The following is a 26,171-nucleotide window of genomic DNA, read 5'->3' as shown; positions in this document are numbered from 1 at the left end:
TTCTTGCTGACAACGTTGTCAGTGCTCGGGGGTAAGGATTTTCGACGACCACACACCCCGAAGGGATGTGCGATGAGGCGACGGTGGTTGGCGGCCGTGGCGGTCTCGATGGCGGGTCTGCTCACCCTTACAGCCTGTGGAAGCGGCGACAAGGCGGCCGGTGACGGGAAGTCCGGGCAGAAGAAGGTCGAGGTCTTCTCCTGGTGGACCGGCCCCGGCGAGGCCGATGGTCTGAAGGCCATGCGAGAGATCTTCGAGAAGAACAACTCCGACTTCACGTTCTATGACGCCGCCGTCGCGGGCGGTTCCGGTGACCAGGCCCGCGCGCTGCTGGCCAGCAAGCTCCAGGCCAACCAGCCCCCGGACACCTTCCAGGGCCACGCGGGCGCCGAGCTGCAGGGATACATCAAGGCGGGCAAGCTGGAGCCGCTGAACTTCCTCTATGACGAGCTCAAGCTGAAGGACGCGCTGCCGCAGGAGCTGATCGACCAGATCTCGGTCCAGGGCCAGGTCTACTCGGTGCCGGTGAACATCCACCGGTCCAACGTCCTCTGGTTCAACCCGTCGGTCCTCAAGGAGGCCGGGATCTCCGCGGCGCCCACGACGATCGACGAGTTCATCGCCGATCTGGACAAGGTGAAGAAGACCGGCAAGATCCCGCTCTCCATCGGCTCCCAGTGGACCGCCGTCCACCTGCTGGAGAGCGTCCTGCTCGGCTCGCTCGGCACCGACGCGTACAACCAGTTGTGGACGGCGAACGCCGACTGGTCCGGCGCGAACGTGACGAAGGCGCTGGAGAACTTCAAGACGATCCTGTCGTACGCCGGGACGCCGCAGGAGGACTGGCAGCCGGCGGCCAAGCAGGTCGCCGACGGCGCGGCCGCGTTCAACATCATGGGTGACTGGGCCTACGGCTACTTCCACAACCCGGCCCCCGGCGGCCTCGGCAAGACGTCCAAGACCGATTTCGACTGGGCCGCCTCTCCCGGCACGGACGGCACCTTCATGTGGCTGTCGGACAGTTTCACCCTGCCCAAGGGCGCTCCCAACCGGGACGGCGCGGTGGCGTGGCTGAAGGTCGCCGCCAGCAAGGAGGGCCAGGACGCCTTCAACCCCAAGAAGGGTTCGATCCCGGCCCGCAAGGACGCCGACAAGTCGCTCTACCAGGACTATCTCGCCTGGGATCTGGAGCAGTGGGCGAGCGACAAGCTGGCGGGCTCCATCCAGCACGGTGTCGTCGCGAACGACGCCTGGCGTGCCGCGATCAACGACGCCGTCGGCCTCTTCCAGCAGGACCACGACATCGCCAAGTTCCAGCAGGCGCTGGCCGACGCCGCCAAGAACAGCGGGCAGTGACCTGACGTCCGTACGGCGCGCGCCGGTTCCGGCTCCGGTCCGGCGGGCGCCGCGGTCTCGTCGCTCGCGGAGCACATCGGACGCGCCGCGGCCCACGGGCGGGCGCGTCCTCGACGTTGAGAGGTGCAATTGAGACGGGTGCGCAGGTGGCTGCCCGGTCTGCTCCTGGTGTCGCCGTCGATCGTCGCCATCGCGGTCTTCGTGTACGGCCTGCTCGGCTGGAACTTCAAGGTCGCGATGAGCGATCAGCACGACGAGATCTCCCAGGGGAGCTTCGTCGGGCTGGAGAACTTCGCCGGCATCTGGGATCAGGAGCGTTGGGGGATCTCGGTCCGGCACGCGATCGTCTTCACGGTCGTCTTCGTCGGCGGGGCACTCGTCCTCGGCTGGTTCCTGGCTTTCCTGATGGAGAAGGGCATCCGCGGGGAGGGCGGGTTCCGGGCGGTCTACCTGTTCCCCATGGCCGTCTCCTTCATCGCCACCGGCGTGGTGTGGCGGTGGCTGATGAACAGCGGCATGGGGGAGCAGGCGGTCGGGCTGAACAGCCTGTTCAGCCATCTCGGGCTGGGCTTCCTGGAATGGCAGTGGTTCCGCGATCCGGACTGGGGGATGGCCGCGATGGCGATCCCCGCGATCTGGCAGATGTCCGGATATGTCATGGCGTTGTTCTTGGCGGGCTTCCGGAGCGTGCCGGACGAGCTGCGCGAGTCCGCCCGGGTGGACGGCTGCGGCGAGTGGCAGGTCTACCGGTACATCGTGCTGCCGATGCTGCGCCCGGTGACCCTGTCGGCCCTGATCATCCTCGGGCACATCTCGCTGAAGGTCTTCGACCTGATCGTGGCGGTGTCCGGCAAGCAGATCATCACCGACGTGCCAGCGGTCTTCATGTGGACGGCCGTCTTCGACTCGCACGACCCGGCCAAGGGGGCCACGATCGCGGCGTACATCGTGCTCTCGGTCGCCGTCTTCGTCATTCCGTATCTGGTGTGGAACGCGCGCAAGGGAAACAGGCCATGAGCGAGCGAGCCGACGGACGCGGCGTCGAGTCGCCGCGCGGGGAGGAGTCATGAGCGTCGCACAGGAGGTCGTACGGCGGGCCGACCCGGTGGCGCGGGCCCGGCGGCGGGCGGCGCTCGCCCGGTGGGTGCGGCCGGCGCTGCTGCTGGTCTTCGTCGTGGTGTTCCTGATCCCGGTCTACGTGCTGGTGGTGACCAGCTTCAAGCCGCTCTCGGAGGCCGACCCCTCCCAGGCGTGGAACCTGCCGAAGGTCTGGACGACCGAGGCGTGGAGCGTGGCGTGGGAGAAGCTCCAGCCCGGCGTCGTCAACAGCCTGCTGCTCGCCGTGCCGGGGTCGGTGATCTCCGCCGTCCTCGGCTCGATGAACGGGTACGTGCTGTCGAAGTGGCGGTTCCCCGGCGCCGATCTGGTGTTCACCCTGTTCCTGTTCGGCATGTTCATCCCGTACCAGGGCGTGATGATCCCGCTGGTCCAGCTCATGGTGAATCTCGGCGACGCGCTCGGCGTCCAGCTCTACGGCGGGATCCCCGGGCTGACGCTCGCCCACGTGGTGTACGGCATCCCGATCTGCACGCTGATCTTCCGGAACTACTATGTGACGATCCCGGACGAGCTGGTCGAGGCGTCCAGGGTGGACGGCGCGGGCATGCTCCGGACGTTCTGGTCGATCATCCTGCCGGTGTCCGGCCCGGCGTTCGCCGTCGTGGTCATCTGGCAGTTCACGTCGATGTGGAACGACTTCCTGTTCGCCGTCTTCCTCACCGCGCCCAGCTCGTGGCCGACGACGGTCATGCTCAACAACATCGCGGGCGCGCAGACCGTGCCGTACAGCCAGCAGATGGCGGCCGCGATCCTGGCGTCGATCCCCACCATGATCGTGTATGTGCTGCTCGGCCGGTTCTTCATGCGCGGCCTCATGGCGGGCGCGCTGAAGGGCTGAGCCCCGGCTCGGACGGGGGATTCGAGGGCTCGCGGCACCATGAACGGCCCATGGCCGCGCGCTTGGCGCGGCCATGGGTTGAGCGTGCTCAGCTTTCGGCGACCAGCTTGCGGTACACGTCGTAGGCGGGCTTGGGCCGGTAGCCGCTGGTGGTCAGCCCGAGCTGGGCGGTCGGCTCGGCGCGGGCGGAGTCGGCGTCACGGAGACCGAACAGCTCGTAGTGAGTGACGTTGTAGCGCGTGGCGGCGGCGGCCACCGTACGGATCATGATGCCGAGCCGGGAGGCCTGGTCGTCGGGCGTGCGGTCGGGCCCGGTGGGGGTGCCGTTCTCGGCGACGTGAATGGGCACGTCCGGGCCGAGGTGGGCGCGGGGCATGCTCTGCTCGCGCAGATGGCGCAGTGCGTGCTCGGTGAGCCCGGCCAGGGCGGGTTCGGGCACGGGAGAGAAGGCGTCCGGGTAGAGCCCCAGGCCCACGTAGTCGACGTGGGCCGCGAAGTCCGCGGGTGCGAGCGCCTCCAGGTGCGCCCAGAACTCCTCGTCGCCGCCCAGGAACTCGGGTGGTTCCGCGACGGAGAAGCCGATCCGGACGTCACGGTGCCCGGCCGCGTCGAGCAGGCGGCGGGCGTGGCACGTCCCGGTGGTGAGGGCGTCGAGGACTCCGGGGGAGCTGCCGTCGATCCAGGGCAGCTTGAAGTTCGGCTCCAGGGTGATCTGCAGGAAGCGCGCGATGGCCCCGTATCGATGAACGGCCTGCTCGATGAAGGCCAGCCACCCGTCGAGGTCGCGCTCGGTGGGCAGGTAGCACAAGACCAGGTCGAGCCGGCGGTTCCCTGTGCTGTACCACTGGTCGGGCATGGTCAGCTCGCGCATCCGCCGCTCGGGCGCCAGGATCTGTGCCTTCTCGGGGTCTGCGGGCGTTCCCAGGAAGTGCATATATTCGCGAACGACGAAGGGCCGTCCGCCGCTCAGTCCGCTGACCAGGCCGTCGATGGCCGCGGGGTCGTCCGGCGGGCCCGCCGTAGCGGCCACCTGGTTGGCCGCGTAGATGCCGTACGTCAATCCGCTCATGCCTGTCCCTTCGCCGGCCAGGCCAGCTCGCCGTCGTCGATGCGCGAGATCAGCGCGCGGATCCATTCCGCTTCGGCGCGCAGTTGGTGCAGGATGAAATCGACCTCGATCATGGTGATCTCCGGCAAGCCGGGGTCGCTCGCCCGTTCCAGCTCCCCGATCCGCTCCTCCAGCGACTCCTGCCGCTCGCGCAGTACATGCGGGGCCTCGGCTCGGTCGAGCGCGCCGAGATAGGCCAGGGCGTCCACGAACGCCGAGGTGGTCACCTTGGCCTCGCGGATCTGCCGCCGCACCCGCTCTTTGAAGACGTTCCAGCCCTGATCGGTCAGGGCGTAGACGGTACGCGCAGGGCGGTTGCCCATCTGCTCGACGCCGGTCGGGGCCACCCATCCGGCCGCCTCCAGCGACCGTACGAGCGTGTAGACGGAGCCGCTCTTGGCGTTCATGTACGGATAGCGCTCGTTGAGCGTGACCGCCAGCGCGTATTGGTGCATCGGCTGCTCCACCAGGAGGCCGAGCAGCCGCAGGGTCAGTGGATTGTCCACCGCGGTCAAAGGCATGTCCGAATACTATCATTCGTATACGGCTATATCGACGAAACGGCGCGGCCGCCCACCGGCGCGCGATCCTGATCTGCTCCGGCACATGCGGGAAGTGCGGGCTGTCCCCATGCTGAGCAGGGCCGATGATGCGGGCCGGCGGACGGCGCCTCAGGCGGGGGGTCGCTCGCCCGATCCGCGTACGACGAGGCGGGTGGGCAGCTCCAGCCGCTGCGGCGGGCCGCTCTCGCCGGACAGGCGGCGGAAGAGCAGCTCCGCCACCGCGCGGCCCATGCCGACCGGGTCCTGCGCGATCACCGTGATGCCGAGCAGGTCGGCCGGCTCGAAGTCGTCGAAGCCGACGATGGCGACCGTCCCGGCCGACGGCGCCCGGCCAGTGGGCGCGGGCCCCGCGGTTTCGGCGAGGGCGCGCAGGGTGGCGACCGTGATCTGGCCGTTCCCGGTGAACAGCGCGGTCGGAGGGTCGGCGAGCCGGAGCAGGCGCCGCAGGTCGGCCAGTATCCGCGCCTGGTCGGGCCGCCCCATCGCGACCAGCCCCTCGTCGTACGGCAGGCCGGCCGCGGCGAGGGCTTCCCGGTAGCCGCGCAACCGTTCGGTCGCCGTGAAGATCGACGGCGCGTCGGCGAGGAACGCGATGCGGCGGTGCCCGTGGGCGAGCAGATGCTCGGTGCCGGTGCGGGCGCCGCCGGCGTTGTCGCAGACGACCGTGTCGGCGTCCGGACCCGCGCCGGGCGGCCGGTCGGCGAACGCCACCGCGATGCCGGCCTCGACCTCGGGGGTGAGGTAGTCGTGATCGGTGCCCGCGGGCACGATGATCAGTCCGTCCACGCGCCGGGCGCAGAAGGCGAGCACCAGCTCGCGTTCGCGTGCCGGGTCCTCACCGGACGAACCGGTGAAGACCAGGCAGCCCTCGTCGAGCGCGATGTCCTCGACCGCCCTGCTCAGGCCGGAGTAGAACGGGTCGGCGACGTCCTCGATCACCAGGCCGATGCTCGCGGTGCGGCCGCGGCGCAGCGTCCTGGCGCCGTCGTTGCGCCGGTAGCCGAGGCGCTCGATGGCGGCGTGGACCCGCTCCGCGGTGGAGGCGTTCACGCCGGGCTCGTTGTTGACGACCCTCGACACGGTCTTGAGCGCCACCCCCGCGGCGGCGGCGACGTCGTTCATGGTCGGGCGACCGCGTCTCGTCTCTGACACATCCGGATCATCCCGCATTTCAGAAATGGTGACAACGTTGTCAAACCGGGTCACGCCGCCGATTACGGTGACCGGCGCGGAATTGCGTATCTTGATCGACGTCACGGACGAGATCGTCGCCGGGACGGCGGCGTGCGCGGAAGCGAGCGGGTCATGGAGGAAGTCATGGGGAAGCAGGTGCTGGTCGAGCGGCGCAGCACGGACCGGATCGCCCCGCCGCTCGGCATGTACAGCCACGCGGCGCGCGTCTCGCCGGGCGGCGCCGTCCTCCACATCGCCGGGCAGGTCGGCAACGCCCCCGACGGAACGATCGCCCCGGACGCGTACGGGCAGACCGTCCAGGCGCTGCGCAACATCGCCGCCGTCATCGAGGACGCCGGAGGGACCCCGGCGGAGGGGCTGGCCTCGCTGTTCACGATGGTCACGAGCCGGGAGGCGCTTTCCGACGTGCGCCGCGGCATCGGCGAGGTCTTCGCCGAGTGGTTCCCCGAGGGGGACCATCCCGCCAACTCCCTGTGCGTGGTGGCCGGGCTGGCCCGTGAAGACCTGCTGGTCGAGATCGCCTCCGTGGCGGTGGTGCCGGGATGACGCCCGAGCGACACCGCCGGCGAGGTCGACGCGATCTCTCTTGCCTCTTGATGGAGAAGATCGGATAGTTCCTGTGCCGGGCGATCGGGCGGTGTATGCGTAGACCCACTGGGCAAGAGGTGAAATGTCATGACAACAGGCACCGTGCGGGACGCGACATTCGACGTGCTCCGCAGTACAGGCATGACGACGATCTTCAGTAACCCGGGATCCACCGAGGTCCCGCTGCTGGCGGGGCTGCCCGAGGACCTGGAGTTCGTGCTCGCCCTGCACGAGGGGTCCGTCGTCGGCATGGCCACCGGCTGGGCGCTGGCGCGGGAGCGTCCGGCGCTCGCGCTGCTGCACACCACCGCCGGGCTGGGCAACGCGGTCGGTGCGCTCGCCACCGCCCGGGTGAACCGCGCGCCGGTCGTGGTCGTGGTGGGCCAGCAGGACCGCCGGCACCTCGCCCTCGAACCCTTCCTGGCCGGGCGGCTGCACGGCCTGGCGGGGGACTACCCGGTCTGGGTGGACCAGCCGGCCCGCGCCCAGGACGTGCCGGGCGCGATCGCCCGCGCGGCACACGAGGCGGTCACCGGGCGCGGCCCCGCGCTGGTCGTCGTCCCGATGGACGACTGGGCGGCCGACTGGGACGGCACGGTCCTGGCCGCGCCCCAGGTCGTGGCGCGGCCGACGGCGGTGGACGACGCCGACCTCGCGCCGCTCGTCGCCCTGATCGAGGCCGCCGAGTCGCCGGTCATCGTCTCCGGAGCCGGCGCGGACTCGCCGCGGGTCTGGGAGGGGCTGGTCGCGCTCGCCGAGCGGCTCGGCTGCCCGGTGTGGCAGGAGTCGTTCGGGGCCCGGGCGGGCTTCCCCCAGGACCACCCGCTGTTCGCCGGGATCCTGCCCGCCGGGCGGGCCGGGCTGCGCGCCGCGCTCCGGCGGCACGACGCCGTCCTCGCGGTCGGAGCTCCCGTCTTCCGCCAGTACCCGTACGAGCCGGGGCCGCTGGTCGAGCCCGGGACTCGCGTCGCGATCGTCAGCGACGACCCGGCCGAGGTCCACCGCAGCCCCGCCGAGCTGGCCTTCCTGGCCGATCCGGGCGTGGTCGCGGCCCGGCTCGCCGCGCTGCTGCCGGCCCGGCCCCGCCCGGCGGAGGGCGTCGTGCGGGCGGCCGCGGCGCCGTCCAGGCCGGCGCCGGGGGAGCCGCTCCGGGCGGCCCACGTCATGCACGAGCTCGCTCTGCGGCTCCCGCCGGAGGCGGTCGTGGTGGAGGAGACCCCGTCGTCCCGGCCGGACCTGCACCGGCTGATGCCCGCGCGGCGGCCGCTCGGGTTCCTCTCGGCGGCCATGGGCGGGCTCGGGTTCGCCCTGCCGGCGGCGGTAGGGCTGCGCATGGCCGTGCCGTACCGGCCGGTCGTGGCGGTGGCGGGGGACGGCTCGGCGATCTACGGGATCCAGGCGCTGTGGAGCGCCGCGCACTACGGCGTCGGCGCGCTCTTCGTCGTGCTGGCGAACGGCCGGTACGCGGTGATGGACCGGCTGGCGGAGAAGAACGGCGCGGGAAAGGCGCCCTGGCCGGCGTTCACGGAGGTCAGCCTGTCGGCGATGGCCCGTTCGTTCGGCTGTCCGGCGACCCGGGTGGACTCCTACGACGACCTGGTGGCGGTCCTCGACGAGATCGTCCCCGATCTGGGTTCCCGTACGGAGCCGCTGCTCCTGGAGGTAACGGTCATCCCTGATACCGAGTTTCATCCTTAGGGGGCTTTTTCATGGCATTCATGGACGGGACGGCACGGAATGCCCGTTCTGACATGCCCGGCATGAAAAGGGAACGTTCGGCCGGGCCGGGCCGGGTGCTGCTGATCGTGGGGTTCGTCCTCGCGGCGCTGAATCTCCGGCCCGCGCTCGCGGGCGTGTCACCGCTGCTCAGCGACATCATGCGGGATCTCGGGCTCACTCCGGCCGCGGGCGGCGCGATCACCACGATCATGGTGGCCTGCCTCGGCCTGCTCGCGCCGCTGGCCCCCGCGCTCGCCGGGCGGATCGGCCTGGACCGCACGCTGCTCGTCGGCCTGATCCTCCTCGCCGCCGGGGTGATCCTGCGCAGCGTGGACGGCCTCGCCGCCCTGTACGGCGGATCCGCCCTCGCCGGGGCCGCCATCGCGATCATGAACGTCGCCATGCCGGCGATCGTCAAGCAGCACTTCCCGTCCAAAGTCGGGCTCTACACCGCGGTCTACGTCTCGTGCCTGGTGGCCGGAGCCGCCGGGGCCTCGGCCGGTATGGTCCCGCTGGCCGGCGAGTACGGCTGGCGGGCGGCGGCCGGATCGGCGGCGGTGCTCGCGGTCGTCGCCGCCGTGTTCTGGGCTCCGCAGGCGTTCCGCCGCCCGTCGATCAAGAAGGCGCCGGCCGGGCACCGGCCGTACCTGACGCTGCTCGGCAGCCGGATGACGTGGTTCGTGACCGCGTTCCTGGGCCTGCAGTCGCTGACGTTCTACGTCATGCTGGCCTGGCTGCCCACGATCTTCCAGGACGCGGGCCTCGCCGCCGACGAGGCGGGATACCTGCTCGGCCTGACGAACCTGGCCCAGATCGCGGCGACGCTGACCGTGCCCGCGCACGCGGGCAACGCGCGGTCGCAGGTGCCGCACATCGTGGTCGCGGTGCTGCTCACCGCCGCCGGGTACGTCGGGGTGCTGCTGGCCCCCGCGACGGTCCCCTGGCTGTGGATGATCATCCTCGGCCTGGGACAGGGCGCCGCCATCGCGCTGGCCCTGCTCATCATCGCGCTGCGCGCGCCGGATCCGGCCTCGGTGACCGCGCTCTCCGCCGTCGCCCAGTCCAGCGGGTACGCCCTGGCCGCGGTCGGCCCGATCCTGTTCGGCCTGCTGCACGAGGTGTCCGGGACCTGGACGCTGCCGCTGCTCGTCGGCCTCGGCGCGTGCGCCGTCCAGCTCCTGTTCGGCTGCCTGGCCGGACGCCCCGAGGACCGCCGGGCTCAGGCCGGATCGAGCGGACGCAGCTCGTCGGCGTAGCTGACCGACAGCCGGCGCATCATCCCGTCGTCGCCGATGGAGTACTGCCCCAGACGCCACAGGGGCGGCGAGTAGGCGTGGATCGACACGCTGCCGTGCTCGACGCCGGTCAGCCGGTGGATGTGGTCCGGCCCGAAGGAGAACGAGTCGCCCGCCGTGACGGTCGTCTCCAGGTGCCGGCCGCCGATCCTGGGGTTGCTCTCCTTGAGGGTGCCGTTCACCACCCGGACCGCGCCGGAGGAGACGTCGTGGTCGTGCCACCCGGTGTCGTCCTCGGGCCGCCAGCACAGCAGCCACACGTCCACGTACGCGTCCCGATGGAGCGAGGCGTAGTGGCGGCCGCCGTCCTCGCTCCCCTCGAAGCCGAGGTGCTCCTTCCACAGCTCGGGCCGGGCGGCGAGGTCGTCGACGAGAGCCGCCAGCTCCCGGCGGTCCAGCGCGCGGGCCGGCAGCCGCTCATAGGGCGTGTCGCTCCCGGCGACCTGGGCTGTGGGCGTGCTCATGGCTGCGGTTCCTTTCCTGTCGGCGCCGTCGGGGGCAGCGGCGGTCGGGTGTGTGGTCGGGGGCGCTGGTGGGTGTACTGGTGCGTGTCCTGTTCGGGGCGCCGGTGGGCGCGTGGCAGCGGCTCCGGGCGCGCCGTCGGCCGCGCCGCCGCGTGCCGCGAGCCGTCCAGCAGGCGCAGCGCGTTCGCCGTGCCGACGGCGTGGCGGGCCGCGGCGCCGAGGTCCGGCCACGCGGCCTCCGCGTACGGCTGGTCCGATCCGGTGACGATGACGTCGATGCCGAGCTCCCGGATCATCGCGTCGACGGCCCGCGGCCCGTAGGAGGACGTCTCGACGAACACGTCCGGGTCCACCCGGCCGCGGCCGGGTGCCCCCCGGTTCATGGCGCGTTCAGAGTGGAGCGGCGCCAGCCCCGCGAGCAGGGCGAAACAGACCCGCAGGGTGGGATGCCGGGGGCGCCCCACGGCTCGGAACGCGTACCAGGCCGCGTGCATCTGCTGCACGTACGGCACGACCGGGGCCCACCAGGGCGGGCTCCCGGGCGGGGCGGCGGCCGGTCCCGGATGGACGAACAGCGGGAGCCCGCGCTCGGTGAGCACGTCGAGCAGCGGGGCCACGGCCGCGAAGCCCGCCGCGTCCAGCAGCGCGGTGGCCGGGAGCTGGAGCCCGACGAAGCCCTCGTCCAGGGTGCGCGACAGCCGTACCGGATCGGGGTCGGTCACCGGGGCGGCGGCCCAGGCGCGGAACGGGGCGGGCAGCGCCCCCGCGTGGTAGGCGTCGATCAGCGGCCACGCCTCGTCCGGCGGCAGGTGCTCGATCCCGAGCGGGCTGGACAGGGAGACCAGGGCGAGGTCCAGCCCCGCGGCCCGCTGAGCCCGGACGGCCGGGTCGTGGTCCGCCGGGTCCACCTCGTACGGGGGCTCGCCGTCCAGGAGGAGGGTCCAGCCGTCCAGGCGGGGCGGCGCGGTACGGCGGCGCAGGGCGTCGACGAACGGTGGCGTCCAGAGATGCTGGTGGACATCGATGCTCATCCTCACCCTCCCGGCTTCACGTTATTCCCTACCCATAATAAGGGTTATTGCGACCGGGATGGCGGATGCCGAGCGTGTGTGCCGAGGTGAGACGGCCGCGCCGCCCGGCGACCGGGGAGCGGTCGGGGCGGCGCGGGCCGGTGATGCGGGGGGCGGGAACGGAGGTGAGGCGGGCCGTCAGTCGTTGACGCGGAGGATCAGCTCCAGGATCCAGCTGATCACGCCGATGAGGATCGCGCCCCAGAAGGCGGCCATGAACCCGCTGACGTGGAACGGCAGTTTGAGCTGCTCGGACGCCCAGCTGGTGAGCAGGAGCAGGCCGGCGTTGACCACCAGTGCGAAGAGGCCGAACGTGAGCACGTAGAACGCGCAGCCCACGAACTTGATGACCGGCTTGATGACCGCGTTCACCAGGCCGAAGATCAGCGCGACCGCGAGCAGCGTGCCGATCTGTTTGGAGGTGGTGTCTGCGGTGAGCACGATGCCGTTCACCAGCTTGGTGGACGCCCACAGTGCGGCCGCGACGATCAGAACCTTGATGATGACCTTCACGCAAACGAGTCTTCCACGCCAGGGCGCGCCGTGGGCATGTCTGGGTTTCGGCAAAAGCCGACGGGGCTCGTCATCGGGGGGCTGGGGAGGCGTCCGTTCCGCCGCAAAGAAGGTCGCCGCGTCGCGCCCGGGCGAGGAATGGCCCGCTTCTAACCGGACATTGAGCATTAATTGCCGCAAATCTGGGGAAATCACCTCGATGGGGGTGGGGAGGATGGACGTGGAAGACCTTGAGGGGCTGTCCGCCCGGGAGCTGCACGATCGCGCCGTCCGCTATGCCGTACGACACGGTGACCTCGGATTCCTCTGGCGTCTGCTGAAGGCGATTCCGGCGGCGGAGGCGGCCAGCGGAGATCGTGAGGAGACGGCCAACGACCTCAGCCGGGTGTCCGCGCTGCTCAGCGATGCCATGGCGGCGGGAGAGGGTCGTCTCGGAGAGGCGTTGCGTCCCGTCTACATCGCGTACCTCGCCGAGCATCCTGACGCGTGACTATGGGCGAGGGCCCGGCCGTCGGTGCATGATGGCGCCGTGGCCGACACACGTGTCCTCGTCGTGGACGACGAACCAGGGGTGCGCAACGCGGTCGCCCGCGCGCTGCGGCTGGAGGGATACCAGGTCGCCGGCGCGGCCGACGGTGTGACCGCCCTCGCCTCGATCATCGGAACCCAACCTGACCTGGTCGTCCTCGACGTGATGATGCCGAACATGGACGGCCTGGAGGTCTGCCGGAGGCTCCGCGGGAGCGGCGACCGCACCCCCGTGCTCATGCTGACCGCCCTCGGCGGCGTCGGTGACCGGGTCGTCGGCCTGGACGCGGGGGCCGACGACTACCTGATCAAGCCGTTCGCGCTGGAGGAGTTGTTCGCGCGGGTGCGCGCCCTGCTCCGCCGTACGGCGCCGGCCGGGCCGGTCACGCGGTACGCGGACCTGGTGCTGCTGCCCGAGAACAGGCAGGTCCGGCGGGGCGCGCGCGTCATCGACCTGACGAGGACCGAGTTCGCGCTGCTCGACCTGCTCATGTCCAACGGAGGCCAGGTGCTCACCCGCGAGATCATCCTTGAACGCATCTGGGGATACGAGTTCACTCCGGGTTCCAACTCCCTGGAGGTCTACATCCGCTATCTGCGGCGGAAAACCGAGGCGTGCGGGGAGCCGAGGCTGATCCACACCGTGCACGGCCTCGGGTACACGCTCAGGGAGCAGTTGTGAAGATCCGCTGGCGGCTCGCCCTCGCCTCGGCGCTGGCCGCGGCGATCAGTGTGATCGTCGCCATCGTCGCCGCGTACCTGATCACCTGCCGGAGGGTCGAGAGCGCGCTCGGGAGCTACGACGCGTGGCCGGACCGGCCGCCGACCGGGGCGCTGGCCGCTTTGGGGGACGTCGACGATCTCGGCTGGCCGTTCCTCGCCGCCGCTCTCGGCGGGCTCGTGCTGTCGGGCGGCCTGGGCTGGATCGCCGCGTACACAGGGTTGCGGCCGGTCGGCACCCTGAAGGACGCCGCCGAGCGGGTCGCCACCACGCGCGACCTCACGACCCGCATCAAGGTCGGCAAGGACGACGAGCTGGGCAGCCTGGCCCGCAGCTTCAACACGATGCTCGACGCCCTGGAGCGTTCCGCCCGGGCGCAGAAACGCCTGGTCGCGGACGCGTCACACGAGCTGCGCACCCCATTGACCGCGCTCCGGACGAACGTCGAACTGCTGATCAGGGGCGGGCTCACGCCGGAGGACCGAGACGAGATCAGCAAATCGGTGACCGCCGGTCTCGAGGAGCTGACCGTGCTGATCTCCGACGTGGTCGAGCTGGCCAGGGACGAGGAGCCGGCCGCGCTGGTCGAGGACGTGCGTATCGACGAGGTGATCGCCCGAGAGGTGGCACGGGCCTCCGCGCACTGGCCGTCCGCGTCGTACCGGGTCTCGGTGCAGCCGGCGGTGGTGCGGGGTGTGTCCGATCGCCTGTCCCGGGCGGTGGCCAACCTGCTCGACAATGCGGGCAAGTACAGCCCGCCGGGAAGCGCCGTCGAGGTGCGCCAGGTCGGCGGCGTGGTGACCGTACGCGACCATGGGGCGGGGATCGCCCCCGAGGATCTGCCGCATGTCTTCGACCGGTTCTACCGGGCGCCGGGCGCGCGGTCCAGGCCCGGGTCGGGGCTGGGGCTCGCCATCGTGCGCCAGGTCGTGGACAGCCACAGAGGCAGCGTCTCGGCGAGCGCCGCCCCCGGCGGGGGCACGCTGGTCCGGCTCGACCTCCCCCTCCACAGGGCCGACCTCCCCGTGCGCGAGCCCGACGTCCCCCTCCGTGAGGGCGTATAAGCGCCCTGAGCGCCGTTTCCGAGGGGAGGCGGTTGATCTTGCGTGGCCTTGTCGAAGGCCGCCGACCGAGGTGGAAACCCCACCGTGACATGACCCGCCCGTGGTGTGGCCGTCGGTACTGTGGAAGCAGGTCAAGGGGGCCATGGCTCCACCGATAAGACTTTTGCCGATAAGGACGCGGAGGGGGAACCGCGTCCGGACAGCGGGAACCGCCGGTGCCTTTGGGGAGGGTATCCCGGGCGGACCGCTTCAGTCGGGGCCGGGTAGTTGGGGGACTGCCCGGCCCCGACGCATGTCCGCCGTCGGTTCTCCTCCCGCACCCCGCCCCAAGCGGCGCTCGGCCGGGACCGCCCGGGCTGACAGCGCGCGGGATCCCGGCCCTGTGGCTTTCACCCGATTCGCGTCCTCGATGAGTGCGACGGCAGATGCGGCTCCGGGGTCGTTACCGCACCCGGCTGGTCCTGGAAACGTTCTTCCTCAGCTTTCACCTGGGTATCTCCCGCCCCATTCCTGTTATGTTCCCGCCCGCTCCGTCGGGCCTTTTCCTGTTTGCTCGTTCTGATGTCGCGAGGGCCGCCAGTGCGCGGCCTTTTCGCGTTTCCCCGGCCGGACCGCCGCCATGCGGGGGGCGGCTTTCGCGTCGCGGTCTCGTACGGCGAAGCCCTTGCCGGCCGCCTCTCGCCGGTCGGTCGCCGTCGGTGACGTCCCTCGTCAGCGTCTTGATCGCTCCTCGGAGGGCCACGTTCCGGCGCTCTCCGCTCTCGTGATGGCCCGCGCCCGTGCTCCGGACGCAGGACTGGGGCGCGCAATGCCGTCGTTTTGCCTGGCGGCGCGGGAACACGCTGATCGGCGCTTTACCCTATGGAAGCTCCCTTTGCCATTCGCCCGCGCGGGAATCCCGGTATACGCGCGGTTTCCGACACATTGACGTGGCCGGCATTAGATCGTTTTTAGCTAACGTGGTAGATCTTTTGCCGTATTTGCGTGCTTTCGTTTGCTTTGTCATGTCTTGGTGTGTAGTGTCCATATTGCTGCCGACCGGTGGCTGGACTTTCAGAAGAGGAGACCTTGCGGGAGATCCCCGCCTGACCTCCGAATCCGGGTCCTCACGGCCCGTCCGCCCGACGCGATCATCGGCCCTCAACTGATGGACGCGTACAGCGCACGAAATGTGCATCTCAGTGGCGATCGACATCTCTCGACCCGCTCCGCGCCCCGTGCCTGGCCCGCCCTTGACCTAGCAGGCCTGATACACGACGCACGCGGCCGTCCCCTGTCGTCTCACGAAAGATCTCGATTTTTCATGAACACGCTGTTTGGCCTGCGCAAGAACCGGAAGCTGACCGCTCTGACCGCCGTCGCCGGCGCCGCCTTCGTCGGTGTCAGCGCGTTCGGTGTCACCGCGGCCAGCGCTGCCCCCGCGGCGGTCGCCCCGGTGAAGGCCGCCCACACCTCCCAGGTCGCACAGGCTCCGGAGATGGAGCAGGCGATCTTCCATGGCAGCACCAGGGGTTCGTACTTCTGGGACGACGCCTCCGGCCGCCAGGGTGACACCGGCCTTCCCGCTATCGGCAAGCCGATGCAGAAGGGCCTGTTCTCCAGCCCGAGCTGGCCGCTCGGCACCGAGGGCTACATCATCTACAAGGGCAAGAAGGCCAAGTTCTTCATCGGCGACCGCGGCCCCGGCGTCCCGTCCGAGAGCGGCGTCATGCTCGACATCGATGGCAAGACCTTCGCCGAGCTGACCGGTGGCTCGTGGAACACCAACACGCTGACCGTCGAGAACAACGGCGGCGAGGGCCACATCGCGATCGACTACGTCGTCACCAAGTGGGGCAAGGGCCCCGGCACCAAGGGCACTCCCCAGCCCTTCTCCTCCGGCGCGTGGAGGGGCTGATCCAGCCCCGTTCGCCGGTGATCCCCTGAAGCTTGGCGCTCCCCGGGCCGTGGTCCGGGGAGGCGGCAACGAATGTGCGTGACGCCGTGGAGACTGCTAAGGTTACGAGCGTTCGCAGGCGCCGCTAGCTCAGTTGGTTAGAGCAGCTGACTCTTAATCAGCGGGTCCGGGGTTCGAGTCCCTGGCGGCGCACAGAACGAAAGCCCAGGTTGGCATAGTCGACCTGGGCTTTTTCTATTTGGTGATCGCCTCAGCGGTGCCCAGCGCCCGGGGTTGATCACGATGGTTGCTCGCCAGCCGAAATCCTGATCGCAGCATGATCATTTGTGGCCCTGGTTCCAGTGTTGAGGAGCGGGGCTGGATGTCGAATAAGGGGCCTGGCGGCGGTTCAGACTTATGGCTGGGCGTCCTCGGGAGTAGGGGGACCGAGTAGGTCGAGGATGGCGGTCAGGGCTGCCGGACGTTGGTTCGCCGGTAGGCGTTCGACCAGGTGGATGGTGCAGCCCAGGGCTGCTGCGCCGCCGTCGGCGGTGTGGTCGTCACCTACCATGACGACCTCGTCGGGCGTGAGGCCAATCAGGGTGCATGCGGTCTGGAAGATCGCAGGGTCGGGCTTCTTGGCTTCTTGTTCGAAGGAGAGCAGGAAGTGGTCAATGAGGTCATCCATTCCGTGGTGGCGGAAGACCGGCCGTAGGTCCCAGCCGATGTTGCTGACCACGGCTACAGGAATCCCTCGTTTGCGCAGCTCTTTGAGCGTGCTTTCGGTGTCGGGGTAGGGCAACCAGGCCACCGGTGTGAGGGTGCGGTCATAGAGCGCCTCAGCCAGGTCCGGCCAGGGCAGGGCCGCCTCCCGCGCGAGGGCGGTATATGCAGCACGATGCTGTTTGGTGCTCAGATCACGTTCCCTCCACAGCCCGGCGAGCTCTCGGGGCACATGGCGCGGAGCAGGACCGCCAGGAAGAGCTCCGGCCTCTTCAAGTCGGGTGGCGCAGGCGGTGAGTTCATCCTCCCGCATGTCATGACCGGCTTCCCTGATTACAGCGCGGAGCCAGGCTTCGGTTGGTTCGGCGCGAAAGAGGGTTCCGGAGAAGTCGAACAGGACGCCCTTGATCATGTCTGTGATCGTCGCCGTGCTGGAAAGCCGTGCGCAAGCCCACAGCGATGATCTCGGTTCTCTGTGGTTCGAAGCCCATGCAGCCTGAGCACGATTGATCAGGGTCATTCGAGCAATGGGGGTGGGTCGGTCGCTCGGTGGTTGCTCGGATGCCAAGGACGCGGTGTTAAAGGGCGAGAGACCGGTCCCCGTGCCGCGTTCGGACGCGGGGACCGGCGAGGGGTCAGCCCAGCCGCTGCCAGAGCGCCGGGGTGTTCGGCGGCTCCCACCCGGTGAGAGCGGTGTGCGCCTGGAGGCAGCGGTAGCTCGCGCCGCCGTAGGTGACCTGGTCACCCGCCTTGTACGCGGTGCCGGCCGCCCAGGTGCCCGCCGGTGTGGTCGGGCTCGTCGACGGGCTCGGGCTGGGGCTCTGGCTCGGGCTCACCGTGGGGCTGGGGCTGGGGCTGGGGTCGGGGCCGTCGCCCACCTGCAGGTCGATGCAGGAGTAGAAGGCGTTCGGGGTGTCGGCGATGTTCCAGATGGCGAGGACCTTCTGCCTGCCGGTCCGGCCACCGAGGTTCACGTTGTGGGTGACCGTGGCGCCCGGCTGGCGGCCCCCGTCGTCGAACACCGCGACGCGGGTGCCGCCGATGTAGTACTCCCACGTGCTCGTGGCGTGGCGGGCGGTCAGCACCCAGTTGAACTGAACGCTGTTCCCCACGCGGGTGGTCGGCCACGCCTTGCTCTCGTCGTCGAGCTGGGCGAAGCGGGCGTTTCCGCCGCTGCACGACCGTAGGCCCTTGGGGCCCTCCACGCTCTGCGGCTCGTAGATGATCTCGCCGCAGTTCGCGACGCGACCCTCGGCGCACATGGCCTGCCTGCTGGGCGGCGACGACACGTAGCCGTGGGCCAGGGCGGGGGAGGCGAGGAAGAGCGTGCTCCCGGCGGCGACGATCGCCGACGAGAGGAAGATGACTGCTTTGCGCATGTCACACTCCTTCATGCTGGGGGGTAACCCTTAACATAAAGGAAAGTTTCTTAACAGTAAACGCCTTCGTTACCTCATCTCCAGATCGTTGTCGAGGGGCGGAGGGCCCTTCTTGATCCCGGAGTGAGCCGGGCGAACGGGGCTCTCCCGTGCTCCGGCTCGTACGCTCCGGCGCCGGTGGCCAACGGACGCCGGCCACCGGCACGAGGTCGTGGTGTCCCGTTCAGAGGGCGATCTGCACTCCGGCGTAGGCGAGCACACCGATGAGCAGAGATGAGGCGAACCCGAGCACGAGCGCCCGCGGTCCGGTACGCCGCAGCGAGGCCAGGTGGACGCCGGTGCCCAGGCCGAACATCGCCGCCGCGAGCAGCCACGTGTCGAGCGTCTTGATCGCGTCGAGGGCCGCAGGAGGCAGCAGGCCGGTGCTCCGTACAGCGACCATGGCGAGGAAGCCGACCACGAACAGCGGCACGATCGGCGGGCGCGCGCCACCCTCGACGGCGGTGCCCGCCCGGCGGCGCGCGATCCCCACGCCCGCCAGGAGGGGAGCCAGCAGCGCGACCCTGGTCAGCTTGACGATCACGGCGGCGCCCATGGCGCCGGGGACGCCCGCGGCCGTCGCGACCACCTGGGAGACCTCGTGGACGCTCGCCCCGGCCCAGGCCCCGAACGTATTCGGATCGAGGCCGAGCGGCCCCTGGAGGAGAGGCAGCAGGAAGATCGCGAGCGTGCCGCAGATCGTCACCAGGCCGATGCCGGTCGCCACGTCCTCCTCGTCGGTGCCGGAGACGCTGTTCATCGCGGCGATCGCCGACGCGCCGCAGACGGCCGTGCCCGTGGCGATGAGCAGCGACTGGCCGGGCGGCACGCCCATCCGGCGGCCCAGCCAGCGGGTGCCGAAGAACGTTGCGAGGGTGCTGACGACGACCGCGCCGAGCATCGGCCCGCCCAGCCCGAGCACGTCCGAGACCGCCAGTTGGAGGCCGAGCAGAACCACCCCGGCGCGCAGGATCCGCTTGGCGGCGAAGCCCGTGCCGGCGCGGGCGCTCGGCCGGACCAGCCCGGTGTTGGCCGCGACCACTCCGAGCAGGATGGCGCCGGTGAGGGGCCCGATCGCGGGGACGAGCCGGTTGATCAGTACGGCGAGCACGACTGCGGCGACGGTGAGCGCGAGCCCCGGCAACAGCGGGACAAGCCGCGAGCCGAGCGCCCGAGGCGCCGCCGGTTCATCGGTGAGCAACTTTCCTCCACTCTTGTTGTGCTCACCACGCTTCCGCGGCGGGTGGCCGCTCGCTAGCCGTGAGATGGCGACGGGTCCATAGGATGTTTCTATGAGGCTGAACAACTGGCCCGATCTTGAGGCGCTCGCCCTGCTGGTCACGGTGAGCGAGCTCGGAGGGGTCGGCCGCGCCGCCCGCCAGCTCGGCATCTCCCAGCCGTCGGCGAGCAGCCGCCTGCGGACCCTGGAGCGGCGGCTCGGCGTGCCGGTGCTCCAGCGCCTGCCCATCGGCTCGCGGCTGACCGCCGAGGGCCAGATGGTGGTCGACTGGGCGCGTGAGGTGCTCGCCGCGGCCGACGCCCTGATGACCGGTGTCACGGCGATGCGGCGCGAGCGCGGCGCCGCCCTCCCGGTGGCGGCGAGCATGACCGTCGCCGAATATCTCGTTCCGGGCTGGCTCATCGCCCTTCGCCCGATGGAGCCGGACGTCACCGTGGGCCTGCAGGTCGTGAACTCGGCCCGGGTCGCCGAACTCGTGCTCTCCGGCGAGGCCGAGGTCGGCTTCGTCGAGGGGCCCTCGCTGCCGGTCGGCCTCGCCTCCCGGCTGGTGGGCCGGGACCGCCTGGTGGTCGTGGTCTCGCCCCGGCACCCGTGGGCCCGCCGCCGTACGCCGCTGCGTCCCCGCGAGCTGGCGGCCACGCCCCTGATCGTCCGGGAGCCCGGATCGGGCACGCGGATCACGTTCGAGACGGTGATGGCGCGCTACGGGCCGCTCGCCGAGCCGCTCCTGGAACTCGGGTCGAACTCCGCGGTGAAGGTGGCGCTCGCCTCCGGCGCGGGCCCGGCCGTGCTCAGCGAGCTCGCCGTCGGCGACGAACTGGCCGAGGGCAGGCTGGTGGCCGTCGCTCCCGAAGGTGTCGATCTCCAGCGGAAGCTGCGGGCCGTCTGGATCGAGGGGCGGCGGCTGGACGGTCCGGCGCGGTCGCTGCTCACCCTCGCCGCGCGCGGCGCCGCCGCTCGTCGTCCGCCCGGATCCTGACACTCGATGGTGCCGGTCCGGGCGGGACGGCCGGCGCGGTTCGACCGGCCGTCGCCCGGGTATGCGAGATCAGGCGTGTTGTCCACACGCGTCTTCCCGCGCGACGTCCGTCGCCCGTTGAAGGCTGGATCCGCCCCCCGGCGACGTCTGATCGGCGCCGTCCCGGCCGGGCCGTACGGGCGCGTGCGGGTTCGATCGGCGGTGCTGCGGGGGTGACCGGTTGGCCGGGTCGGCACGGCGTGAGGTGGCGCGTAGGGGGCCGCTTCGCGCATGGCTGATGGAGGGTCTCCAGCAGGAGGATCTGCGGGCCCTGGGGCCGCACGGCTCGCAATCCCCGGAGAAGCAGTACTCCTGGTGGCGCGTCATGTGCCTCACGGGGGTGGACTACTTCTCCAGCCTCGGTTACCAGCCCGGCATCGCCGCACTGGCGGCCGGGAGCGTCTCCCCGGTGGCCACCATCCTGCTCGTGCTGCTGACGCTGCTCGGCGCGCTGCCCGTCTACCGCCGGGTGGCCGTCGAGAGCCCGTACGGCCAGGGCTCCATCGCGATGCTGGAAGGGCTCGCGCCGCGCTGGTGGGGCAAGCTGGTCGTGCTGGTTCTGCTGGGTTTCGCGGCCACCGACTTCGTCATCACGATCACGCTGTCGGCGGCCGACGCGTCCGCGCACATCCTGGAGAACCCCTTCGTCCCGCGTGCGCTCTCCGGCCAGCAGGTCGCGGTCACGATCTTCCTGCTGGCCCTGCTCTCCGCCGTGTTCCTGATGGGCTTCACCGAGGCCATCGGCGTCGCCGTACTGGTGGTCGGTGTCTACCTGGTCCTGAACGCCGTCGTGGTCGTGCGGACGATCCTGTACATCCTGGCGCATCCCGGCCTGATCGTGGACTGGGAGCGGATGCTCACCGTGCAACACGCCAGTCCGCTGGGCCTGCTCGGCGTGTCGCTGCTGGTGATGCCCCGGCTGGCGCTCGGTCTGTCCGGATTCGAGACGGGCGTGGCGGTGATGCCGCTCATCAAGGGCGACCTGCCGGTACGCGTCCGCGACGCCAAGCGGCTGCTGACCACCGCCGCACTGATCATGAGCGTGTTCCTCATCTGCAGCAGCTTCGCCACGATCATCCTGATCCCGGAGAAGGAGTTCCAGCCCGGCGGCAAGGCCAACGGCCGAGCCCTGGCCTACCTGGCGCACGCCTACCTCGGCAACGGCTTCGGCACGCTGTACGACGTCAGCACCATCGGCATCCTGTGGTTCGCCGGCGCCTCCGCGCTGGCCGGCCTGATCAACCTCGTGCCGCGCTACCTGCCCAGGTACGGCATGGCCCCCGACTGGACCCGCGCCGTGCGCCCGCTGGTCCTCGTCTTCACGGTCGTCTCGTTCGCCATCACGCTCGCCTTCGGCGCCAGTGTGGACGCCCAGGGAGGCGCGTACGCCACCGGCGTTCTGGTGCTGTTCCTGTCCGCCGGCGTTGCCGTCACCGTGGACGCCTACCGGGCCGGACGGCACGGCCGCACCCGGGTCTTCGGGCTGATCACCCTGGTCCTCGCGTACACGCTGGCGGACAACATCCGCGGGCGCCCCGAGGGCGTGAAGATCGGGGCGCTGTTCATCGCGGCGATCATCGTGATGTCGCTGATCTCGCGGGCCACCCGCTCCACCGAGCTGCGGGTGTCCGACGTGCGTCTCGACACGCTCGCCCAGGAGTTCATCGCCGAGTCCACCGGCGAGATCCATCTGATCGCGAACGACCCGCGCCGCCGCGACCAGGCGGAATACAACGCCAAGCTCCGTGAGCAGTGGTACACGCACCGGCTGCGCAGCTCGGAGCCGGTCATGTTCGTCGAGGTCACCGTGCAGGACGCGTCCCAGTTCCGCAGCGAGCTGCGGGTCAGGGGGGACGTGCGCTACGGCCACCGGATCCTCCGCATCGAGAGCGCCACGGTGCCGAACGCCCTGGCCGCGCTCCTGCTGTACATCCGCGACCGCACCGGCGAGGTGCCGAACATCTACTTCCATTGGGGTGAGGGGAATCCGGTGGTCGCGATGCTGCGCTATCTGGTCTTCGGCGGCGGTGACGTGCCCGGGATGACCCGCGAGGTGCTGCGCGAAGCCGAACCGGACCCGGCGCGCCGCCCCCATGTCCACGTGGGCTGATCCATGGGTTGCCGGCCGTAGGAAAGTCATCAACTTTCTCTCGAGGAACGTATATAAAGCATCAAGATCCCCGAAAAGCCGCAAATATCGCGATTTCCTGATAGGGGCAGTCGGTGAGGGTGGTGCGGTACGGGCCGTGCGGCGCGATTCGGTTCGCGCTGAGTGGCGCTGCCCGCGACCGGCCGCGCCCGCCGCCAGGGCGAACCAGGCGGTGACCCGCCGCGACCTAACCTGGTTCTGAAGGCGTAAGGAGATGAGGCACATGGCGCGTGGGCGGCTCCGGATCTACCTCGGCGCCGCTCCCGGAGTCGGCAAGACCTTCGCGATGCTCGGCGAGGGCCGCAGGGCGCAGGAGCGGGGCCGGGACGTGGTCGTCGGGCTCGTCGAGACGCACGGCCGCGCCCGCACGGCCGAACTGCTCGACGGCATGGAGATCGTCCCCAGGAAGGCCCTCGTCTACCGGGGGATGACCCTCACCGAACTCGACGTGGACGCCGTCATCGCCCGCCGTCCCCGCGTGGTCCTGGTCGACGAGCTCGCCCACACCAACGTGCCCGGCTCGCGCACCGCCAAGCGCTGGCAGGACATCGACGAGATCCTCGACGCCGGGATCGACGTCGTCTCCACCGTCAACATCCAGCACCTGGAGTCGCTCAACGACGTGGTCCAGGAGATCACCGGCATCCCCCAGCGCGAGACCGTCCCCGACGAGGTCGTACGGCGGGCCGACCAGATCGAGCTGGTCGACATGTCGCCCGAGGCGCTGCGCCGCAGGATGGCGCACGGAAACGTCTACCCGCCGGAGAAGGTCGACGCCGCCCTGTCGAACTACTTCCGGGTCGGCAACCTGACCGCGCTGCGGGAGCTGGCCCTGCTCTGGGTCGCCGGAAAGGTCGACGAGCAACTCGACCGCTACCGCGCCGAACACGGCATCGCCGGGACATGGGAGGCCCGCGAACGCGTCGTCGTCGCGCTGACCGGCGGTCCCGAAGGCGACACCCTGGTGCGCCGGGCCACCCGCATCGCCGCCAGGAGCAAGGGCGCCGACCTGCTCGCCGTACACGTCACGAGGGCCGACGGGCTGGCCGGGCAGGACCCGGCGAGCCTGGCCAGGCAGCGGGCGCTGGTCGAGAGCGTCGGCGGCACCTACCACCAGGTCGTCGGCGACGACGTCCCGCGCGCGCTGCTCGACTTCGCGCGCGGGGTCAACGCCACCCAGCTCGTGCTCGGCGCGTCCCGGCGCGGACGGCTGGCGCAGCTGTTCTCCCGCGGCGTCGGCGTCACCACCACCGCCCTGTCCGGCTCCATCGACGTCCACATGGTGACGCACGAGGAGATCAGCAAGGGCAGGACCAGGGGCGCGCGGTCGCGGGCCGCCCTCACCCGCAGGCGGCGGGTGGCGGGCTGGGCCCTCGCCGGGCTCGGCATTCCCGCGCTGAGCGCCCTGCTGGTGCCGTTCCGCGAGGAGCTGACCCTCCCGAGCGAGATCCTGCTCTTCCTGCTCATGGTGGTCGTGGTGGCGCTCGTCGGCGGCATGTGGCCGGCGATCACCGCGGCCGTGGTCGGGTTCGCCCTGCTCAACTGGTACTTCACGCCGCCCGTCTACACCTGGACGATCTCCAGCCCGGAGAACCTGCTCGCGCTGGCGATTTATGTGCTGGTCGCGGCCATGGTCAGCGCCGTCGTGGACGTCGCGGCCCGCCGTACGAGAGAGGCGGCCCGAGCGAGCGCGGACGCCGAGGTGCTCTCCACGCTCGCCGGGCACGTGCTGCGCGGAGAGGCGGCCCTGCCGTCCCTGCTCGGCCGGCTCCGGGAGACGTTCGGACTGACCTCGGTCACCCTCCTTGAACGCCGCGGCGGCCGGCAGCCGGCTGCGGGGGACCAGTCCGACCCGGACGCCTGGCGCATCGTCGCCACCACCGGAGGCCCGCCGTGCGCCTGCCCCGGTACGGCCGACACCGACGTGGTCATCGACGACGACCTGGTGCTCGTCGCGCGTGGCCGGCTGCTGGACGCGTCCGACCGCAGGGTCCTGGAGGCGTTCGCGGCGGAGGCCGCCATCGCGCTGCGGCAGGAGCGGCTGGAGGAGGAGGCCGAGCAGGCCCGGCCGCTCGCCGAGGCGAACAAGATGCGCACCGCCCTGCTCGCCGCGGTCAGCCACGACCTGCGCACCCCGCTCGCCTCGGCTAAGGCCGCGGTCGAGAGCCTGCGCAACACCGAGATCGACTGGACCGACGAGGACCGCGCCGAGCTGCTGGCCACCGCCGACGAGTCCCTGCTCAAGCTGGACCGGCTGGTGGCGAACCTGCTCGACATGAGCCGCCTCCAGGCGGGCGCGCTCGGGATCGCGCTGCGGCCGACCGCCCTGGAGGACATCGTGCCTCGGGCGATCGACGATCTCGGGCCGCTCTGGGACCGCGTCGACGCGGACATCTCGGTCGAGTTGCCCGAGATCACCGCCGACCCCGCCCTGCTGGAACGCGTGCTGGCCAACCTGATCGCCAACGCCGTGCGTTACAACCCCCCGGAGGAGAAGGTGCTGATCAACGCCAGCAGGCACGGTAGCCTCGTGGAGATCAGAGTCATCGATCGCGGCCCCGGCATCCCCTCTGAGGCGCACGACCGCGTCTTCCTGCCCTTCCAGCGCCTCGGCGACCGGGACAACCACACGGGTGTCGGGCTCGGGCTGGCCCTCGCGCGCGGGCTGACCGAGGCCATGGGCGGCACGCTGGTGCCCGAGGAGACACCCGGAGGAGGGCTGACCATGACCGTCACGCTGCCCATCGCCTGGACCACGGTCGCCGAGTACGCCTCCGGGCACGAACATGCCCCACGCGGCGTCACCCCCGATGGCACTCCGGGGCCTGATGGCGGCGCCTCCTCCGCGTCCGGTGACGTGCCCGCGGCGGAGCGCCGATGACCAAGATCCTCATCGTCGACGACGAGCCGCAGATCCTCCGCGCGCTGCGCATCAACTTCGCCGCCCGGCACTACGAGGTGGCGGTCGCCGCGGACGGCGGCTCCGCGCTACGCCAGGCCGCCGACTGGCATCCCGACCTTGTCGTGCTCGACCTGGGCCTGCCGGACATCGAGGGCATCGACGTGATCCACGGCCTGCGCGGGTGGAGCCAGGTGCCGATCATCGTGCTCACCGGCCGGGTGGGCAGCGCCGACGCGGTCAGCGCCCTCGACGCGGGGGCTGACGACTACGTCACCAAGCCGTTCGGCCTCGACGAACTGCTCGCCCGAGTCCGCGCCGCCACACGCCGTGCGGCGGCGCAGCAGGCCGAGACCCCGGTGGTGCGGATCGGCGACCACACGATCAACCTGGCCGACAAGACGATCTCGAGCGGCGTACGGCTCACCCCGACGGAGTGGCACCTGCTGGAGATCCTGCTGCGCAACCCCGAGAAGCTGGTCAGCCAGCGTCAGATGCTCACCGAGGTGTGGGGTGCCACGTATGTGACGGCGACGCACTACCTCCGGCAGTACATGGCACAGCTCCGCCGCAAGCTGGAGCAGGATCCCGCCCACCCCGTGCACCTCATCACCGAGCCCGGCATGGGCTATCGCTTCCGCCCCTGACCGGTGACCGGTGACCGGTGACCGGCGGACGGCGGGTGCGTTCCGTTCGTGATCGGAGGCT

At 70.6% G+C, this 26,171-nt stretch carries 23 protein-coding genes, 1 tRNA gene and 1 pseudogene; 15 read left to right on the top strand and 10 right to left on the bottom strand.

Going from position 1 to position 26,171, the window contains the following annotated elements; translation table 11 throughout:
* The first annotated feature begins 72 nt into the window (after positions 1 to 72).
* The 3 genes from AWQ71_RS01660 (at position 73) to AWQ71_RS01650 (ending at position 3,313) form a co-directional block, all read left to right on the top strand.
* Entirely contained in the window at positions 73 to 1,356 is a 1,284-nt protein-coding gene (locus tag AWQ71_RS01660) for an ABC transporter substrate-binding protein (RefSeq protein WP_067125308.1), read from the top strand.
* Between the two features lie 138 nt (positions 1,357 to 1,494).
* Positions 1,495 to 2,373, top strand: a complete 879-nt coding sequence (locus tag AWQ71_RS01655) for a carbohydrate ABC transporter permease (protein WP_245658058.1) — start codon at positions 1,495 to 1,497, stop codon at positions 2,371 to 2,373.
* Positions 2,374 to 2,422: 49 nt separating this feature from the next.
* Positions 2,423 to 3,313: a carbohydrate ABC transporter permease gene (locus AWQ71_RS01650; RefSeq protein ID WP_067125302.1), complete on the top strand. Its 891-nt coding sequence runs from the start codon at positions 2,423 to 2,425 to the stop codon at positions 3,311 to 3,313.
* A gap of 88 nt (positions 3,314 to 3,401) precedes the next feature.
* Here the strand turns inward: AWQ71_RS01650 and AWQ71_RS01645 are convergent, their stop codons facing one another.
* The 3 genes from AWQ71_RS01645 to AWQ71_RS01635 all read right to left on the bottom strand — a co-directional run bounded on the left by AWQ71_RS01645 (position 3,402) and on the right by AWQ71_RS01635 (position 6,136).
* Positions 3,402 to 4,382 (bottom strand): hypothetical protein, encoded by a 981-nt coding sequence (locus tag AWQ71_RS01645; protein ID WP_067125299.1) that lies wholly within the window; start codon positions 4,380 to 4,382, stop codon positions 3,402 to 3,404.
* Positions 4,379 to 4,942, bottom strand: a complete 564-nt coding sequence (locus AWQ71_RS01640) for a PadR family transcriptional regulator (protein WP_067125296.1) — start codon at positions 4,940 to 4,942, stop codon at positions 4,379 to 4,381. The genes AWQ71_RS01645 and AWQ71_RS01640 overlap by 4 nt, the downstream gene beginning before the upstream one ends.
* Before the next feature lie 150 nt (positions 4,943 to 5,092).
* On the bottom strand, positions 5,093 to 6,136 hold the full coding sequence (locus AWQ71_RS01635) for a LacI family DNA-binding transcriptional regulator (RefSeq protein WP_369407180.1): 1,044 nt from the start codon (positions 6,134 to 6,136) through the stop codon (positions 5,093 to 5,095).
* A gap of 165 nt (positions 6,137 to 6,301) precedes the next feature.
* On the opposite strand from AWQ71_RS01635, the gene AWQ71_RS01630 reads away from it, so the two are divergent.
* The 3 genes from AWQ71_RS01630 to AWQ71_RS01620 all read left to right on the top strand — a co-directional run bounded on the left by AWQ71_RS01630 (position 6,302) and on the right by AWQ71_RS01620 (position 9,741).
* A complete protein-coding gene (locus AWQ71_RS01630; protein ID WP_169806497.1) occupies positions 6,302 to 6,724 on the top strand; it encodes a RidA family protein in 423 nt (140 codons plus the stop codon).
* Between the two features lie 129 nt (positions 6,725 to 6,853).
* Positions 6,854 to 8,464, top strand: a complete 1,611-nt coding sequence (locus AWQ71_RS01625) for a thiamine pyrophosphate-dependent enzyme (protein ID WP_067125293.1) — start codon at positions 6,854 to 6,856, stop codon at positions 8,462 to 8,464.
* A 62-nt stretch (positions 8,465 to 8,526) separates the two neighbouring features.
* A complete protein-coding gene (locus tag AWQ71_RS01620) occupies positions 8,527 to 9,741 on the top strand; it encodes an MFS transporter (RefSeq protein WP_067126095.1) in 1,215 nt (404 codons plus the stop codon).
* Here AWQ71_RS01620 and AWQ71_RS01615 read toward each other — a convergent pair.
* From AWQ71_RS01615 to AWQ71_RS01605, 3 genes are all read right to left on the bottom strand, one after another.
* Complete coding sequence (locus AWQ71_RS01615) at positions 9,705 to 10,244, bottom strand: cysteine dioxygenase (protein WP_067125290.1); 540 nt, start codon at positions 10,242 to 10,244, stop codon at positions 9,705 to 9,707. The two genes, AWQ71_RS01620 and AWQ71_RS01615, sit on opposite strands and share 37 nt — an antisense overlap.
* Complete coding sequence (locus AWQ71_RS01610; RefSeq protein ID WP_245658057.1) at positions 10,241 to 11,275, bottom strand: amidohydrolase family protein; 1,035 nt, start codon at positions 11,273 to 11,275, stop codon at positions 10,241 to 10,243. Before AWQ71_RS01610 ends, AWQ71_RS01615 begins: the two co-directional genes overlap by 4 nt.
* Positions 11,276 to 11,452: 177 nt before the next feature.
* Complete coding sequence (locus AWQ71_RS01605) at positions 11,453 to 11,827, bottom strand: phage holin family protein (protein WP_067125288.1); 375 nt, start codon at positions 11,825 to 11,827, stop codon at positions 11,453 to 11,455.
* 214 nt (positions 11,828 to 12,041) lie between these two features.
* On the opposite strand from AWQ71_RS01605, the gene AWQ71_RS01600 reads away from it, so the two are divergent.
* From AWQ71_RS01600 to AWQ71_RS01580, 5 genes are all read left to right on the top strand, one after another.
* Entirely contained in the window at positions 12,042 to 12,317 is a 276-nt protein-coding gene (locus AWQ71_RS01600) for a hypothetical protein (RefSeq protein WP_067125287.1), read from the top strand.
* Positions 12,318 to 12,356: 39 nt separating this feature from the next.
* Positions 12,357 to 13,037 (top strand): response regulator transcription factor, encoded by a 681-nt coding sequence (locus tag AWQ71_RS01595; protein ID WP_067125285.1) that lies wholly within the window; start codon positions 12,357 to 12,359, stop codon positions 13,035 to 13,037.
* Positions 13,034 to 14,140, top strand: a complete 1,107-nt coding sequence (locus AWQ71_RS01590; protein ID WP_067125283.1) for a sensor histidine kinase — start codon at positions 13,034 to 13,036, stop codon at positions 14,138 to 14,140. Before AWQ71_RS01595 ends, AWQ71_RS01590 begins: the two co-directional genes overlap by 4 nt.
* 1,303 nt (positions 14,141 to 15,443) lie before the next feature.
* Positions 15,444 to 16,037 carry a hypothetical protein gene (locus AWQ71_RS01585; protein WP_067125281.1) on the top strand — a complete coding sequence of 198 codons (594 nt, stop codon included), beginning with the start codon at positions 15,444 to 15,446 and terminating at the stop codon, positions 16,035 to 16,037.
* A gap of 118 nt (positions 16,038 to 16,155) precedes the next feature.
* A tRNA-Lys gene (locus AWQ71_RS01580) sits at positions 16,156 to 16,229 on the top strand.
* Positions 16,230 to 16,431: 202 nt separating this feature from the next.
* On the opposite strand, the gene AWQ71_RS01575 is transcribed toward AWQ71_RS01580, so the two are convergent.
* The 4 genes and pseudogenes from AWQ71_RS01575 to AWQ71_RS01565 all read right to left on the bottom strand — a co-directional run bounded on the left by AWQ71_RS01575 (position 16,432) and on the right by AWQ71_RS01565 (position 19,358).
* On the bottom strand, positions 16,432 to 17,151 hold the full coding sequence (locus AWQ71_RS01575; protein WP_067125279.1) for an HAD family hydrolase: 720 nt from the start codon (positions 17,149 to 17,151) through the stop codon (positions 16,432 to 16,434).
* Between the two features lie 223 nt (positions 17,152 to 17,374).
* Entirely contained in the window at positions 17,375 to 17,575 is a 201-nt protein-coding gene (locus tag AWQ71_RS44910) for a carbohydrate-binding protein (protein ID WP_500778561.1), read from the bottom strand.
* A gap of 36 nt (positions 17,576 to 17,611) precedes the next feature.
* A pseudogene (locus AWQ71_RS01570) lies at positions 17,612 to 18,118 on the bottom strand (lytic polysaccharide monooxygenase auxiliary activity family 9 protein); the annotation flags it as partial.
* 223 nt (positions 18,119 to 18,341) lie between these two features.
* The gene (locus AWQ71_RS01565) at positions 18,342 to 19,358 is read right to left on the bottom strand and encodes a YeiH family protein (RefSeq protein ID WP_067125275.1); all 1,017 of its coding nucleotides are present in this window, start codon (positions 19,356 to 19,358) and stop codon (positions 18,342 to 18,344) included.
* A gap of 91 nt (positions 19,359 to 19,449) precedes the next feature.
* Between AWQ71_RS01565 and AWQ71_RS01560 the strand changes: the two genes are divergently transcribed.
* From AWQ71_RS01560 to AWQ71_RS01545, 4 genes are all read left to right on the top strand, one after another.
* Complete coding sequence (locus AWQ71_RS01560) at positions 19,450 to 20,376, top strand: LysR family transcriptional regulator (RefSeq protein WP_067125272.1); 927 nt, start codon at positions 19,450 to 19,452, stop codon at positions 20,374 to 20,376.
* A gap of 277 nt (positions 20,377 to 20,653) precedes the next feature.
* Positions 20,654 to 22,525 (top strand): APC family permease, encoded by a 1,872-nt coding sequence (locus tag AWQ71_RS01555; RefSeq protein WP_084258318.1) that lies wholly within the window; start codon positions 20,654 to 20,656, stop codon positions 22,523 to 22,525.
* A gap of 262 nt (positions 22,526 to 22,787) precedes the next feature.
* Entirely contained in the window at positions 22,788 to 25,445 is a 2,658-nt protein-coding gene (locus AWQ71_RS01550; protein ID WP_084258316.1) for a DUF4118 domain-containing protein, read from the top strand.
* A complete protein-coding gene (locus tag AWQ71_RS01545) occupies positions 25,442 to 26,110 on the top strand; it encodes a response regulator (RefSeq protein WP_067125269.1) in 669 nt (222 codons plus the stop codon). The genes AWQ71_RS01550 and AWQ71_RS01545 overlap by 4 nt, the downstream gene beginning before the upstream one ends.
* Positions 26,111 to 26,171 lie beyond the last annotated feature (61 nt).

This window comes from Microtetraspora malaysiensis (genome assembly GCF_001528665.1).
GTDB lineage: Bacteria > Actinomycetota > Actinomycetes > Streptosporangiales > Streptosporangiaceae > Microtetraspora_A > Microtetraspora_A malaysiensis.
This window is presented reverse-complemented; position numbering and strand designations above follow the sequence as displayed.